The 14059-nt window shown below is 62.4% G+C and carries 16 protein-coding genes; 9 read left to right on the plus strand and 7 right to left on the minus strand.

Annotated features, from left to right (window positions below; translation table 11 throughout):
* Positions 1-17: 17 nt before the first annotated feature.
* Positions 18-317, minus strand: a complete 300-nt coding sequence (locus ASD52_RS17380; protein ID WP_057212598.1) for a hypothetical protein — start codon at positions 315-317, stop codon at positions 18-20.
* Positions 318-413: 96 nt separating this feature from the next.
* Between ASD52_RS17380 and ASD52_RS17385 the strand changes: the two genes are divergently transcribed.
* A complete protein-coding gene (locus ASD52_RS17385) occupies positions 414-1088 on the plus strand; it encodes a YafY family protein (RefSeq protein ID WP_025428028.1) in 675 nt (224 codons plus the stop codon).
* A 121-nt stretch (positions 1089-1209) separates the two neighbouring features.
* Complete coding sequence (locus ASD52_RS17390; protein ID WP_025428027.1) at positions 1210-1659, plus strand: host attachment protein; 450 nt, start codon at positions 1210-1212, stop codon at positions 1657-1659.
* A gap of 108 nt (positions 1660-1767) precedes the next feature.
* Here the strand turns inward: ASD52_RS17390 and ASD52_RS17395 are convergent, their stop codons facing one another.
* Complete coding sequence (locus ASD52_RS17395; RefSeq protein ID WP_025428026.1) at positions 1768-3354, minus strand: trimethylamine methyltransferase family protein; 1587 nt, start codon at positions 3352-3354, stop codon at positions 1768-1770.
* A gap of 135 nt (positions 3355-3489) precedes the next feature.
* Positions 3490-4209, minus strand: coding sequence for a tRNA (5-methylaminomethyl-2-thiouridine)(34)-methyltransferase MnmD (gene mnmD, locus ASD52_RS17400; protein WP_025428025.1), 720 nt, complete (start codon positions 4207-4209; stop codon positions 3490-3492).
* A 38-nt stretch (positions 4210-4247) separates the two neighbouring features.
* Between mnmD and ASD52_RS17405 the strand changes: the two genes are divergently transcribed.
* On the plus strand, positions 4248-5390 hold the full coding sequence (locus tag ASD52_RS17405; RefSeq protein WP_025428024.1) for an FAD-binding oxidoreductase: 1143 nt from the start codon (positions 4248-4250) through the stop codon (positions 5388-5390).
* A gap of 65 nt (positions 5391-5455) precedes the next feature.
* Here the strand turns inward: ASD52_RS17405 and ASD52_RS17410 are convergent, their stop codons facing one another.
* Positions 5456-5845 (minus strand): PRC-barrel domain-containing protein, encoded by a 390-nt coding sequence (locus tag ASD52_RS17410; RefSeq protein ID WP_025428023.1) that lies wholly within the window; start codon positions 5843-5845, stop codon positions 5456-5458.
* 278 nt (positions 5846-6123) lie between these two features.
* Between ASD52_RS17410 and ASD52_RS17415 the strand changes: the two genes are divergently transcribed.
* The 6 genes from ASD52_RS17415 (at position 6124) to ASD52_RS17440 (ending at position 9891) form a co-directional block, all read left to right on the plus strand.
* Positions 6124-6924 (plus strand): DUF1045 domain-containing protein, encoded by an 801-nt coding sequence (locus ASD52_RS17415; protein ID WP_025428022.1) that lies wholly within the window; start codon positions 6124-6126, stop codon positions 6922-6924.
* A gap of 78 nt (positions 6925-7002) precedes the next feature.
* Positions 7003-7932, plus strand: a complete 930-nt coding sequence (gene puuE / locus ASD52_RS17420) for an allantoinase PuuE (RefSeq protein ID WP_025428021.1) — start codon at positions 7003-7005, stop codon at positions 7930-7932.
* Complete coding sequence (gene uraD / locus ASD52_RS17425) at positions 7932-8435, plus strand: 2-oxo-4-hydroxy-4-carboxy-5-ureidoimidazoline decarboxylase (protein WP_025428020.1); 504 nt, start codon at positions 7932-7934, stop codon at positions 8433-8435. Before puuE ends, uraD begins: the two co-directional genes overlap by 1 nt.
* A 96-nt stretch (positions 8436-8531) precedes the next feature.
* Positions 8532-9029 (plus strand): ureidoglycolate lyase, encoded by a 498-nt coding sequence (locus tag ASD52_RS17430; RefSeq protein ID WP_025428019.1) that lies wholly within the window; start codon positions 8532-8534, stop codon positions 9027-9029.
* Positions 9030-9042: 13 nt separating this feature from the next.
* Positions 9043-9405, plus strand: a complete 363-nt coding sequence (uraH, locus tag ASD52_RS17435) for a hydroxyisourate hydrolase (protein ID WP_025428018.1) — start codon at positions 9043-9045, stop codon at positions 9403-9405.
* A 99-nt stretch (positions 9406-9504) separates the two neighbouring features.
* The gene (locus ASD52_RS17440; RefSeq protein WP_057224984.1) at positions 9505-9891 is read left to right on the plus strand and encodes a VOC family protein; all 387 of its coding nucleotides are present in this window, start codon (positions 9505-9507) and stop codon (positions 9889-9891) included.
* Positions 9892-10180: 289 nt separating this feature from the next.
* Here ASD52_RS17440 and ASD52_RS17445 read toward each other — a convergent pair whose 3' ends face one another.
* The 3 genes from ASD52_RS17445 to puuD form a co-directional block, all read right to left on the minus strand.
* Positions 10181-11317 carry an alpha-hydroxy acid oxidase gene (locus tag ASD52_RS17445; protein ID WP_025428016.1) on the minus strand — a complete coding sequence of 379 codons (1137 nt, stop codon included), beginning with the start codon at positions 11315-11317 and terminating at the stop codon, positions 10181-10183.
* Between the two features lie 180 nt (positions 11318-11497).
* Positions 11498-12814, minus strand: a complete 1317-nt coding sequence (gene guaD / locus ASD52_RS17450) for a guanine deaminase (protein WP_025428015.1) — start codon at positions 12812-12814, stop codon at positions 11498-11500.
* Complete coding sequence (puuD, locus tag ASD52_RS17455) at positions 12811-14049, minus strand: urate hydroxylase PuuD (RefSeq protein WP_025428014.1); 1239 nt, start codon at positions 14047-14049, stop codon at positions 12811-12813. The genes guaD and puuD overlap by 4 nt, the downstream gene beginning before the upstream one ends.
* Between the last annotated feature and the right edge of the window lie 10 nt (positions 14050-14059).

Raw genomic sequence — 14059 nt, forward strand, 5'->3', positions numbered from 1 at the left:
CTCGGTACTCTCCCGGCTCAGATCTGCTGTTCGACAGCAAAATGCTGCATCAGCATTACCGCGCTGATTGCCGCCATGTAAGGGGCGAAATCCGGGTCGCGACGCACGCGTTCGCCTGCCGATCTGGCATCATCGAGCGTTTCCCACTCGACCAGATCCGCGAGCATGTCGGGCTTTTCGCACGAGCCGACGGCGCGCCAGGAAATGAAGCCCGGATAGTTTGAAACGGCCTGCATCGCCCGATGGCGCGCGGCTGCGGCCGCGGGCTTGTCCACAACGATGCAGACGGCGAGTTCGAGGATGCTCTTGGTGGTCATGTCATGCTCCATGTTGATTGCCGCTTGACTAAAGCACAGTGCAACTGACAGCCTTATGGCCATAGCCTTACATCGACATGCGATGGGAATACGCGAATGAGACCTGCCGACCGGCTGTTTCGAATCATCCAGCTCATGCGGGCGACCGGCCGGGCGATGACGGCGCAGGAAATCGCCGACAAGATGGAGGTGGCGCGGCGGACCATCTACCGCGACATGGAACACCTGATGGCTTCGGGTGCGCCGATCGACGGCGAGCGCGGTGTCGGATACCTCCTGCGCGAGAGCTTTGACGCGCCGCCGCTCGCTTTCACCTTCGAGCAGCTCGAAGCGCTGGCCTTCGGCGCGCGGGCCGTGCAGATGCTTGGCGACCACCGGCTGGCGCAGGCCGCGCGCGAGGCCATGGAAAAGATCGAACACGGACTTCCGCCCGAGCACGTGGCGCGGCTGCGCAGCGCCCCGATCCGCGCCTTCCGTTCGGCGCTGCAGCCGAAGCCGCCGCCGATGCTGGGTGACCTGCGCCGGGCGATCGCCGAGGAGCGCAAGGTGCGCATGGCCTATGAAAGCCTCGCCGATCAGAGCTCGGAGCGCACCGTCTGGCCGCTCGGCCTCAGCGTCTTCGGCCATCACTGGCTGCTGACCACCTGGTGCGAGCTGCGCCAGGACTTTCGCGACTTCCGGGTGGATCGCATCCGGGAGATGAAACTCGAGCGCGATCATTTCCAGTCGTCACCAGAGCGCAGCTTCGACGCCTATCTCTCGCGCATGTAGGATGACACCGTAAAAGTGCGCGCGATCGAGGAAAAGATGGAACCGGATCGGGCTTCATCCGTTTCTATTAAGGGCTTATTCTGGCCTGCCCACGAGCAACATCATTGCATGGGAGACAATCGTGCAGAACCGGACTTGGATACTGGCCGCGGATGGCAATACGGCGCGCTTCGTCAAGGGCGTCAACCTGCGGAAGGACGAACGTCAGCACCCGGAAGAAGAGGTTATTCACACCGACCCGAAACGCGCCCAGGATATCATGGCCGACAAGCCGGGACGCAGCCATTCGTCCGTCGGTCATGGCCGGTCGGCGATGGAATACAGCAGTGATCCGGTACGCGAGGAAAAGCATCGCTTTGCCGTCGATGTGGCCAGCAGGCTCGAAGGCTATCTGAACGACAACGCCTTCGACAGCCTGGTGATCTGCGCGGCGCCAAGGACGCTCGGAGATTTGCGCAAGCTGCTTTCTGCCAATGTAAGGCAGAAGACGGTGGCCGAAATCGACCGCAACTGCGTCACTGTGCCGATCGAGCAACTGATCGCCACCGCCCGCTCGGCCGTTTATCCCTGAAGCTTTTGCAGGGAAAGTGCTTAGCGGTTTCCCGTCTGGGCATGCGTAAGGCAGAGGGCGGAAATGCTCTCATACGCATGCCGCATCTTGATGTAACAAGGCGTCCCGTCAGAAATCCGTCGGGACGCCGCCTTCCTCCTTGCGTTTTGCAACGAAGGCGTCGAGTTCGTCTTCGATCACCGGGTCCAGCGGCGGCCGTTCGTATTCGTTGAGCTTCTGCTTGAAGACACGGTTGGCGTGGTCATAGGTCGTCGGCCGGCCCGCCTCCGTCCAGGTTTCGAAGTTGCGCCAGTCGGAAAGGATCGGCGAATAGAACGCTGTCTCATAGCGTTGCAACGTGTGCAGCGTGCCGAAGTAGTGCCCGCCGGGGCCGACGTCGCGCACCGCGTCGAGCCCGAGTGCATCCTCGCTGACATCGAGCGGCGTCAGGAATTCCGCCACCATCTGCAGCATGTCGACGTCGAGGATGAATTTTTCGAACGAGGCGGTCAGTCCGCCCTCGGTCCAGCCGGCCGCATGCATGACGAAGTTGCCGCCGCCTTGCGTCAGTGCCCAGAGCGATAGCGCGGACTCGTAGGCTGCCTGCGCATCGAGCGTATTGGCGGCGTTGGTGTTGGACGTGCGGTAGGGAATGTTGTAGCGGCGGGCGAGCTGGCCGCCGGCAATGACCGCCTTCATGTATTCCGGCGTGCCGAAGGCGGGTGCGCCCGTCTTCATGTCGACATTCGAGGTAAAGCCGCCATACATGACCGGCGCGCCGCGCCGGACCATCTGGGTGAAGGCGATGCCGCACAGCGCCTCGGCATTCTGCTGCACCAGGGCACCGGCGATCGTGACCGGCGCCATGGCGCCTGCGAGCGTAAATGGCGTGACCACCACCACCTGATTGCGCGAAGACATTTCGATGATGCCCTGCAGCATCGGCCCGTCGAGGCGCAGCGGCGAGGAGGTGTTGATGATGGTGAACAGCGACGGTTCGCGCTCCATCTGCTCCATGGATATGCCGCGACCGATGCGGGCGATCTCGATGCCGTCGGTGTTCCGCTCGCGGCCGAGCGAATAGACGTGGAAGACCTTGTCGGTGAGCTTCACCATGTCGGAGAGGCAGTCGAGATGACGCACGGATGCGTGCAGGTCGACCGGCTCGACGGGATAGCCGCCGGTGGTGTGGATGATGTCGTAGGACTGGGCGAGCTTCACCAGCTTGCGGAAATCCTCCTGATTGCCGGTGCGCCTGCCGCCTTCGCGGTCGGCCACGAAGGGGGCGCTGGCGATCTGGGCGAAGACCAGATTGTTGCCGCCGATCGCGACGTTGCGGGCCGGATTGCGCGCATGCATGGTGAAGGAGGAGGGAACCGAAGCGATCATCTCCATGATCAGCCCGCGATCGAAGCGCACGCGGTCGGTGCCGGGGGTGATATCGGCGCCCGCTGCCTTCATGCGCTGGCGCGCCTCGGGCAGGATGACATCCATGCCGATCTCTTCCAGGATCGTCAGCGACGCCTGATGGATCGCCTCGAGCGCGTCTTCTGACAGTACCGAGGATTTGCTCTGGGTGTTGACGAGATTGAGATATTTACCGCCTGAGGATTTTCGTGTGCGCTCGCCACTGCGGCCGCCGGGCCGGCGTCGCCGCTCGAGCGGGGCTGAGGAAGTTTCACCTGTGGCAGCATCCGGAAACTGATCGTCGTTCATGAAAAACCCACCGCGTTGCCGATGGATTTCTGTCGCAGATTTTTCGCGGTCATGCCCCTGCCATTTGCGACAGTTCAGTTCTCTGGTGGAGTAAAGGCCGTCAAAATGCCCGCGGACGCCGACTGCTCGCCTCGCTCAGCGCTTGTCTCCGCGCAGCATCTCGCGCTTCCCGGCGAAGCCCTTGCGCTTCTCGACGGCAAAGCCGGCCGCCTGCAGATTGCGGCGAACGAAGCCGGCGGCGGCATAGGTGGAGAAGCTGCCGCCGGCCGCGGTCTTGTCGAACACCAGCCGCATCAGCTCCTCCGACCACATGTCGGGATTGCGGGACGGTGCAAAACCATCGAGGAACCAGGCATCGAAGCGCTCCTTCGCTTGGGCGAGCCCCTCCAGTGCTGTGCCGCAAACGACGGTCAGGCGAACGCCATCGCCAAGATCGATCTCGATCCTGCCGTCGTTGGTTGCCGGCCAGCGATCGGTGAGGGCCAGCCGTTCGGCGTCGATCTCCGGCCAATGGGACAAGGCGCGGGAGATTTCCTCCGCCTGCATGGGAAAGCGCTCGAAACTGACGAAATGCAGCGTGCCGTCCGTGGTCGCCGTAGCTTTCCATTGCCGCCAGGTTTCACAGAAATTGAGGCCGGTGCCGAAGCCCAGTTCGCCGATGGTGAATGCCCCGCCGGAGGCCCAGCGTTCGGGCAGGCCGTTGCCGGCGAGGAACACATGTCCGCATTCGAGCCGACCGTCGGTGCGGCAATAAAAATGATCGCCAAACTCCCTGGAATAGGGCATATCGCCCTCGTGCCAATCGAGGCTTTGATGGGCCGGGGGCTGGTTCGGTTCTGCGGCGGATCCTGTCATGCGATGGCGATAATCCCGCCACCGGAGAAGGTCAATCGATGAGCGAACTTTTGATCGTCGGCGGCGGCATCATGGGGCTCTGGGCAGCCCTTACGGCAGCACGGACCGGCATGGACGTGCAACTGGTCGACGAGCATCGCATCGGGGCCGGCGCCAGTGGCGGCATACTCGGCGCGCTGATGCCGCACATGCCGGACAAATGGAACGCCAAGAAACAATTCCAGTTCGACGCCCTGGTGTCGCTCGAAAGCGAGATCGAAACGCTCGAGGCCGAAACCGGACTTTCGGCAGGTTACCGCCGCAGCGGGCGGATCATGCCGCTTGCGAAGCCGCATCTGCGCGAGATCGCTCTTCGCCACGAGCAGGATGCGACCCGCAACTGGCGGGCAGGCGACCGCCAGTTCTTCTGGCACGTGCGCGACGAGCTGCCGTCCGGATGGCTCAGTGCCGAGGCGGCGGCTTGCGGATTGGTGTTCGATACGCTTGGCGGTCGGCTTTCTCCACGCCAGATGCTGGCGGTTCTGCGTGCGGCACTGGCGCAATCGCCGAACGTGCGGATCGTCGAGGGGACGGGCGTTCGAGCAATCCATCCGGGCCAGGGCCGCGCCGAACTCGATGACGCCACGGAAATCGCCTTCGGCCATTGCATAGTTGCTGCCGGCGTCGACAGCTTTCCGCTCGTCGATGCGCTGTCGGGACCTCTCCGTGGACCGAGCGGCACGGGGGTCAAGGGCCAGGCGGCGCTGCTTCTGGCCGATGTCGATCCGCAATTGCCCGTCATCTTCACCGACGGCGTCTATATCGTCGCCCATGACGACGGGCATATCGCGGTCGGCAGCACCAGCGAGAACAAATATGCCGATCCGCAGTCGACGGATGAACTGCTGAATGAGCTGCTGGTGCGCGCCGAGGCGCTGGTCCCGTCCTTGCGCGGGGCGGAGGTGGTCGAGCGCTGGGCCGGCATCCGGCCGAAATCGACCGGCCGGGAGCCGATCGCCGGGCGCCATCCGGATCACGAAAACCTGTCGGTCCTGACAGGCGGCTTCAAGGTGAGCTTCGGCATCGCCCACCGCCTCGCGCGCTTCGTCGTCGACGAGATCACCGGCCAGCCGTTGATCGACATTCCGGGATCCTTCTTGTGCCAGAATCACATAGCGGCACTTCGCGAGAAACATCTTTAAGCTGGCGGCATAAGAACGGCCCCGCCATCGGCGGAGCCATGTCGGGACGATCGTAAACCCGATCCTTACATCCAGTAAGGCGGCACGCCGTAATAGTCATAGACCCGGCGTCCGTTCTCGCTGTTCCAGTCGTATTCCTCGTTGCCGTGATATTTCGGCGCCCGCTCGACCTGTTCGCGAGTCACATCAGTCCGATAGCCGCCGAGGTTCTCATCATAGGTCAGCTTGGCCCAAGGCAGTGGATAGTGATCTTCCCCGATGCCGAGAAAACCGCCGAACCCGAGCACGGCATAGGCCACGCGACCGCTGCGCTTTTCCAGGATAACGCGCTCGATCGAGCCGATGTGCTTGTTGTCGGCGCCATAAACCTTCGTGCCTTCAACCTTGTCGCTGGCGATCAGGTCATGGGTTTCCTTGATCCCGGCGTCCTGAAGGTTCGCATTGTGATAGGTCACGCTTCTTCTCCATCGTTGTTTGCTACCTCAGGGGAACGGCTGGTCGGTGGGATGGTTCCGAAAAAGCTGCGGGCGCGATCCGGACGGTAATCGCGTGGTATTGCCCCTTCCACTTCGTCAAGCTGTCACGCAAATCACCTAAGACGCGGGCAATAGAGCGTCGCGTCTTCCCGGGGAGGGTATTGTTGAAGCTCTAAGATTTTGAACCTGCGCACCCTGGCGACGATCGAGATCGATTGTCGCGGGTCTGTGCCAGAACGGATTTCCGGAGCATGCGCATGCGTTACGCCATTTGTTTCACGCCGCCGATGGCCGACCCGCTTTCAACGGTTGCCGCCAGTTGGCTCGGCCGCAATGTCTATTCCGGCGAGCCCACCGAGTTACCATCGATCTCCGGATTGACCGCATCCGAGATCGCCTTCCATACGGCTGTCCCGCGTCGCTTCGGCTTTCAGGCGGTGGTGATGTCGCCCTTCCGGCTTCACCCCGATATGGACGAGGCGCAGCTACTCAAGGCGCTGATGCATTTTGCCGGCGCCCAGACGCCGTTCGAGATCGAGCGCCTGGAAGTGGCCCGGCTCGGCCACTGCTGGGGACTGATGCCGCAGATCCCGAGCACGGCGATGCATCTGCTGGCCGCCAGCATCATCCAGGAATTCGACGCGTTCCGCGCGCCGCTCAGCGAAGACGACATCGAGCGCTCCGACCCCGACAGGCTGACGGCGCCGCAATTTTCCAACCTGCATCGCTGGGGCGATCCTCATGTGATGGATGAATATCGCTTTCACATGATGCTGACCGGGCCGCTCAATCTGGACGCGATGCGCAGCATCGAGGCACCGCTTCGCGACCTGTTCGAACCATGCCTGGCGCCGCCGCTGACGATCGGCAGCCTGGCGCTGTTCGTGGAGCAGGAATCGGGCGCGCCGATGCGCGTCCACTCGCAACACCCGCTCGGCAAGATTTCGGCGGCCAAGCGGGCCGAACGGATCAAGCGGCCGGCAGCCGAGGCGACGCTTGCGCCAGGCCCTATCCCGCCACTGTCGCGGATGGTCGCCTCGCTGATGGCCGGCCGCTAACCGTCTGCACCGACGTCATTTTGTCTCGACAATCCGGTCGGCGGTGATACCGTTCCGGAAAATTCGAAGGGTGATTTGATGTCTGAGACTTCCTATCCGCGTGACCTCGTCGGCTATGGCCGCAACCCGCCCAAGGCAAACTGGCCGGGCGATGCGCGTATCGCCGTGCAGTTCGTGCTCAACTATGAAGAGGGCGGCGAAAGCTGCATCCTCGATGGCGACCTGGCCTCCGAGAGCCTGCTCTCGGAGATCGTTGGTGCACAGCCTTGGCAGGGCCAGCGCAACCTCAACATGGAATCGATTTATGAGTACGGTTCGCGCTCCGGTTTCTGGCGGCTCTGGCGCATGTTCACCAGCCGCGACGTGCCGTTGACGGTCTACGGCGTGACGTTGGCGATGGCTCGCAATCCCGAAGCGGTCGCCGCCATGAAGGAAGCGGGCTGGGAGATCGCCAGCCACGGCCTGCGCTGGCTCGAATACAAGGATTTCCCCGAAGAGGTGGAGCGCGAGCATATCCGCGAAGTCGTTCGGCTGCATACCGAACTGACCGGCGAGCGCCCGCTTGGCCTTTACCAGGGCAAGCCTTCAAGCAACACGCTGAAGCTCGTTCTCGAAGAGGGCGGGTTCCTCTATTCCTCCGATTCCTATGCGGATGAGTTGCCCTATTGGGTGGCGGGGCTGACGGCCGACAAGCCGCATCTGATCATCCCCTACACACTCGACGCCAACGACATGCGCTTTGCGACGAACCAGGGTTTCAACTCCGGCGACCAGTTCTTCACCTATCTCAAAGACACGTTCGACGTGCTCTATGAGGAGGGCAAGGAAGGCAACGCCAAGATGATGAACATCGGCCTGCACTGCCGCCTCGTTGGGCGTCCAGGCCGCGCCGCGGCGCTGGCGCGGTTCATCGACTATGTCATGTCGCACGACAAGGTCTGGGTGCCGCGGCGCATCGACATCGCCCGTCACTGGTATGAACACCACAAGCCGGAAGGGGCTCTCTGATGTCCGATCGCGACGCCTTCGTCAGCCGCTTCGGCGGCGTGTTCGAGCATTCTCCATGGGTTGCCGAACGGGCCTACGACCGGGCGGCCGCAACGGGACTTTCGGCCGGCAACGTGCACTCGGCACTTTGCCAGGCCTTTCGCGCCGGTCTGCCGCGCGAAAGGCTGGCGGTGCTGCGCGCCCACCCGGATCTTGCCGGCAAGCTGGCGATCGCCGGCAAGCTGACGGCGGACTCGACGGCGGAGCAGGCGTCGGCCGGCCTCGACCGCCTTTCGGCCGACGAGCATGCCCGGTTCACGGCGCTGAACGAGGCCTATACGCAGAAATTCGGCTTTCCCTTCATCATCGCGGTCAAGGGCCTGACGAAGAACGACATTCTCGCCTCGTTCGAAAGGCGCATTGACAATTCGACCGAAGAGGAATTTGAAACCGCCTGTGCGCAGGTGGAGAAGATCGCCCGCCTGCGGCTGCAATCCATGCTTCCAGGAGACGAAAATGCCTGACATACCCGTTCGCTATCTGCGCTCATCTTTACCGAGGGCAGTCGAACCGGACCATGCCGACGCCGCCGGCAATGAGCACCGCGGGGCGATGGCCTGATGTCGCGTATTCTTTCGATCGAACCCCTGACGCAGGATGCTTTCGCGCCGTTCGGCACGGTCATCGAGGCTGATCCGGCTTCGATGCGGTACATCAATGGCGGGACCACCGAACGCTTCCATGGCCTGGCGCGTGCCGATGTTGTCGGCGAGGGTGCCGATGTCATCATCAATATCTTTCGCGGCCAGCCGCGCGCCTTTCCTTACGCGGTGGCGATGATGGAGCGACACCCCTTCGGCAGCCAGAGCTTTTCGCCGCTCGAGGACCGGCCCTGGCTCGTCGTCGTTGCCGAAGACGAGGGGGGCCGACCGGGAATGCCGCGGGTGTTCCGGGCGAACGGGCGGCAGGGCGTCAACTACGGGCGCAATGTCTGGCACCATCCGCTGATGTCGGTGGGCGCGGTCAGCGACTTCATCGTCGTCGATCGGGATGGGCCGGGAAACAATCTCGAAGAATATGTCTACGACGAGCCCTTCGTCATCGAGAGCGCAATATGAAGGAAGAGCAGCGATGAGCAGCACCGGCCGCCTGACCACCCATGTCCTCGACACTGCGCTCGGCACGCCGGCCGAAGGCTTGCGCATCGACCTCTTTTGGCTCGAAGGCGACGAGCGGCAACTGATCCGCACCGTTCATACCAACAGCGACGGACGCGTCGATGGGCCCATGGTCGAAGGCATCGGCTTCATGGCGGGCAGCTACGAGTTGGTCTTCCACGCCGGCGACTATCTTCGTCGTGTCGGTGCGGACCTGCCGGAGCCTGCCTTCCTCGACCTGATCCCGCTGCGCTTCGGCATTGCCGATCCGGCCAGCCATTATCACGTGCCGCTGCTTCTTTCGCCCTACGGCTACTCGACCTATCGCGGCAGCTGAGCGTGGGTGGATGAGTGTTCGCGGCGTAAAATTCAGTCGAAAACCGTCGCCTTGATCGGGATTGTGTGAGACGATTTTGAGACTCACGAGGGGAATTCGATGCGTTTCATCAATCCGATCCCTTTCGTCCGCGACATCGATCGATCCAGGGACTTTTACCGGGAGACACTCGGTCTGACGGTGTTGAAGGACTTCGGAAACTTCGTTCTCTTCGAGACCGGTTTTGCGATCCACGAGGGTCGTTCGCTGGAACAAACAGTCTGGCGGGAAGTCGGTCCCGCGGAAGAACCCTATGGGCGAGGGAACCTGCTGCTCTACTTCGAGCATGAGAATATCGAAGCGGCCTTCGAAAGCATTGCGCCGCAGGTGGAGCTGATCCACCCGATTGAGCGGCAAGCCTGGGGACAGCGGGTGTTCCGTTCTTATGATCCCGACGGGCACGCAATAGAGATCGGAGAGCCGCAAACTCTTGGATCTACTGCATAATTCCTCAAATCTGATCCGATTTGAGGATAGAATTATGCAACAAGTTTGAAGCGATACAGCGTCCTTTGCGCGTCATATTTGACGCGCGGCGCTGTAAAGGCGACCTGCATCAATCCTGAAGCTTACGACTGAACCGCCCGTCTCAAAGGACGGTTCGCCGCAAGAAACGATCGCATACGTTTAGTTTATGCGACCAATTTGGAACTGCAGGCATTCCACACACGTGTTGGAGGCCGGCCGCGAAGCCGCCCTTTTCAGGCAATCCGGCTTCGCCGGTTGGCGCGCTCGATCAATCCGCGAGAATGTCGCGGTTGACGTCGTTGATATCGCGCTTGCCGCAGAGCGCCATGGTGATGTCCATCTCCTTGCGGATGATTTCCAGCGCCTTGGTCACGCCTTCCTTCCCCATGGCGCCGAGGCCGTAGAGGAAGGGGCGGCCGATATAGGTGCCCTTGGCGCCCATGGCGACGGCCTTCAGCACGTCCTGGCCGGAGCGGATGCCGCCATCGAGATGCACCTCGATCTGGTGGCCGACCGCATCGACGATGCGCGGCAGCATGCTGATCGAGGAATGGGCGCCATCGAGCTGGCGGCCGCCGTGGTTGGAGACGATGATCGCGTCGGCGCCGGTCGCCGCCGCCATCTTGGCGTCTTCCGGATCGAGAATGCCCTTCAGGATCAGCGGACCGCCCCAGCGCTCCTTGATCCATTCGACGTCCTTCCACGAGAGTTGCGGGTCGAACTGTTCTGCCGTCCAGGCGCCGAGCGAGGACAGGTCGGTGACGCTCTTGGCGTGGCCGACGATATTGCGGAAGGTGCGGCGGTTGGTGCCGAGCATCTTCATGCACCAGCCGGGACGTGTCGCCATCTGCCAGAGATGCTTGGGGGTCAGCTTCGGCGGGGCCGACAGGCTGTTGCGCAGGTCCTTGTGGCGCTGGCCGAGGATCTGCAGGTCGAGCGTCAGCACCAGTGCCGAGCACTTGGCGGCCTTGGCCCGGTCGATGAGGTTCAGCACGAACTCGCGCTCGCGCATGACGTAGAGCTGGAACCAGAAGGGCTTGGTTGTGACCGACGCGACATCCTCGATTGAGCAGATGCTCATGGTCGACAACGTGAAGGGAACGCCAAAGGCTTCGGCCGCCTGGGCTGCCAGCATCTCGCCATCGGCGTGCTGCATGCCGGTCAGCCCCGTCGGCGCCAGCGCCACCGGCATCGACACTTTCTGGCCGATCATGGTCGTTTCCAGCGAGCGGTTGGTCATGTCGACCAGCACCCGCTGGCGCAGCTTCACCTTGGCGAAGTCTTCCTCGTTGGCGCGATAGGTGCCCTCGGTCCAGGCGCCGCTGTCGGCGTAATCGAAGAAGAGCTTCGGTACGCGGCGCTTGGCAAGGGCCTTGAGGTCGCTGATTTCGAGGATTTGCGTCATGGAAACGGCCTTCATCTGAAACACAGGTTAGAGCGGGATGCGGGCGGAAAGCCGCGGACACTTTTCCGCACCCAACTCTTGGGATGACTACCGAGGCCTTACCATGTTTGCCGGAGGCTTGTTAATAGCGCGGACGCAAAGAGGTCAATTTTTTTGACCTCTTTGCCAATGACGGTGAAGTCAGGCAGCAGCGAGTGCCGCCTTGGCCGGTTTTCCCGCCACATAGGTCTCGACGATCGCGCGGTCGTCGCCCATGGTCTGGAGCAGGAAAAGTTCATCGGCGAGTGAGTTGACCACTTCGGCGCGCAGCGCCATCGCCGGTGTTGCCGCCATGTTGAGCACGATGAAGTCGGCGTCGGTGCCGGCCTCGAGCGTGCCGATGCGATCGACCAGCGACAGCGCCTCGGCGTTGCCGCGGGTCATCATGAAGAAGCTGTCGAACGGGTTCAGCCGCTCGCCCTGCAGTTGCAGGATCTTGTAGGCCTCGTCGAGCGTCTTCAGCATCGAATAGCTGGTGCCGCCGCCGATATCCGAGGCGACCGAGGTGCGTACCGGCTTTTCGCGCCGGTTGAGCGCCCGCAACGGGAAAAGGCCCGAGCCGAGGAAGAGGTTGGATGTCGGGCAGAAGACCGCGACCGATCCCGTCTCGCACATCACGTCCGCCTCGCGGTCTGAGAGGTGGATGCAGTGGCCGAACAGGCTCTTCGGCCCAAGCAGCCCATAACGGGCGTAGACGTCGGTATAATCGGTGGCTTCCGGATAGAGTTCGCAGGTAAAGGCGATCTCGTCGCGGTTTTCCGACAGATGTGTCTGGACATGCAGGTCGGGAAACTCATGCACCAGCGATTTTGCGACGTCCATCTGCTCCGGCGTCGAGGTGATGGCAAAGCGCGGAGTGATGGCGACATGGTTGCGGCCCTTGCCGTGCCAGTCGCGGATTACCGCGCGGGTCTCGTCGTAGCCCATCTGCGGCGTATCGAGCAACCCCTGCGGGGCATTGCGGTCCATCATCACCTTGCCGGCGATCATGCGCATGTCGCGGCGTAGCGCCTCGGCGAAGAAGGCGTCGGCGGATGCCTTATGCACGGTGCAATAGGCGGCCGCCGTCGTCGTGCCGTGGCGGACCATTTCGTCGAAGAAACGGCTGGCGATGCGCTCGGCATGGGCGGTCTCGACGAAGCGGCACTCTTCCGGGAAGGTATAGGTGTTGAGCCATTCCAGCAGGTTGGCGGCGTAGGAGGCCATCACCTGCATCTGCGGGAAATGCAGATGCGTGTCGATGAAGCCCGGCACGATCAGGTGCGGGCGGTGATCGATCTCGACGATATCATCCGCTGCCTCGGCCTTCACAGTCGCGTAGGTGCCAGACGTTTTGATCCGGCCGTCTGCGACCAGCAGCGCGCCATCGCTTTCATAGGTGTAGGCGGCGCTGTCCTCGATTGCCATTGGCGCGCGGTGAAAGCTCAAGAGGCGGCCGCGGATGAGCGTCGTTGTCATTGTGTCTTGCCTTCCTCGACGGCGCTTTCGAACCAGGCTGCCAGCAACTGGCGCTCGTCCGTCGTCATGTCGGTTATGTTGCCGGGCGGCATGGCATGGCTGCGCCCCGCCTGGATATAGATTTCGCGGGCGTGGGCGGCAATCTCCTGATCGCTCTCTAACACCACGCCCTTCGGCGGCCGGGCGATGCCCTCATAGACCGGTTCGGCTGCGTGGCACATGGAACAGCGGGTCGAGATCGCGTCCTTGACGGCGGGGAAATGCGCATTCTCCGCAAACCGGGCAAAGACCGGCGCGACCTCGGCTTTTTCTTCGCCGGTCAGCACCTTCGGCACGGTCGACAGCCACATGATCAGGATGAAGAGGAGGACGGTGACGAGCCACGTCCAGGTAGGCCTACCCTTGCGGGCATGGGTCGTATTGAACCAGTGCCGGATGGTGACACCCATCAGGAACACCAGCGCCGCGATGATCCAGTTGAAGGCGGTGGCAAAAGCCAGCGGATAGTGGTTCGACAGCATGAAGAAGATGACCGGCAGGGTCAGGTAGTTGTTGTGCAGCGAGCGCTGCTTGGCCTGGGCGCCGAGCTTCGGGTCGGGCGTGCGCCCGGCGATCAGGTCGGCAACGACGATCTTCTGGTTGGGAATGATGAGGAAGAAGACGTTGGCCGACATGATGGTGGCGGTGAAAGCGCCCAGATGCAGGAAGGCGGCGCGGCCTGTAAACACCTGGGTATAGCCCCAGGCCATGATCACCAGCGCCACATAAAGAAGCGCCATCAGGCCCCAGGTGTTGTTGCCGAGCGGCGACTTGCAGAGCAGGTCATAGAAGACCCATCCGATGCCGAGCGAGGCGAGCGAGATCAGGATCGCGGACGTTGCCGAGATATCGAGCACGTGGCGATCGATCAGGAAAAGATCGGCACCGCCGTAATAGACCAGACAGAGCATGGCGAAGCCCGAAAGCCACGTCACGTAAGATTCCCATTTGAACCAGGTCAGGTGCTCGGGCATCGAGGCGGGGGCGACCAGATATTTCTGGATGTGGTAGAAGCCACCGCCATGCACCTGCCATTCCTCGCCGTAGGCTCCAACAGGCAGGTGGTCGCGCTTCACGAGACCGAGGTCGAGCGCGATGAAATAGAAGGATGAGCCGATCCAGGCGATGGCGGTAATGACATGCAGCCAGCGCACAGCAAAGGCCAGCCATTCCCAGGCGATGGCGAACTCGTACATTCAGGTCCCC

This window comes from Ensifer sp. Root142 (assembly GCF_001426785.1).
GTDB lineage: Bacteria > Pseudomonadota > Alphaproteobacteria > Rhizobiales > Rhizobiaceae > Ensifer > Ensifer canadensis.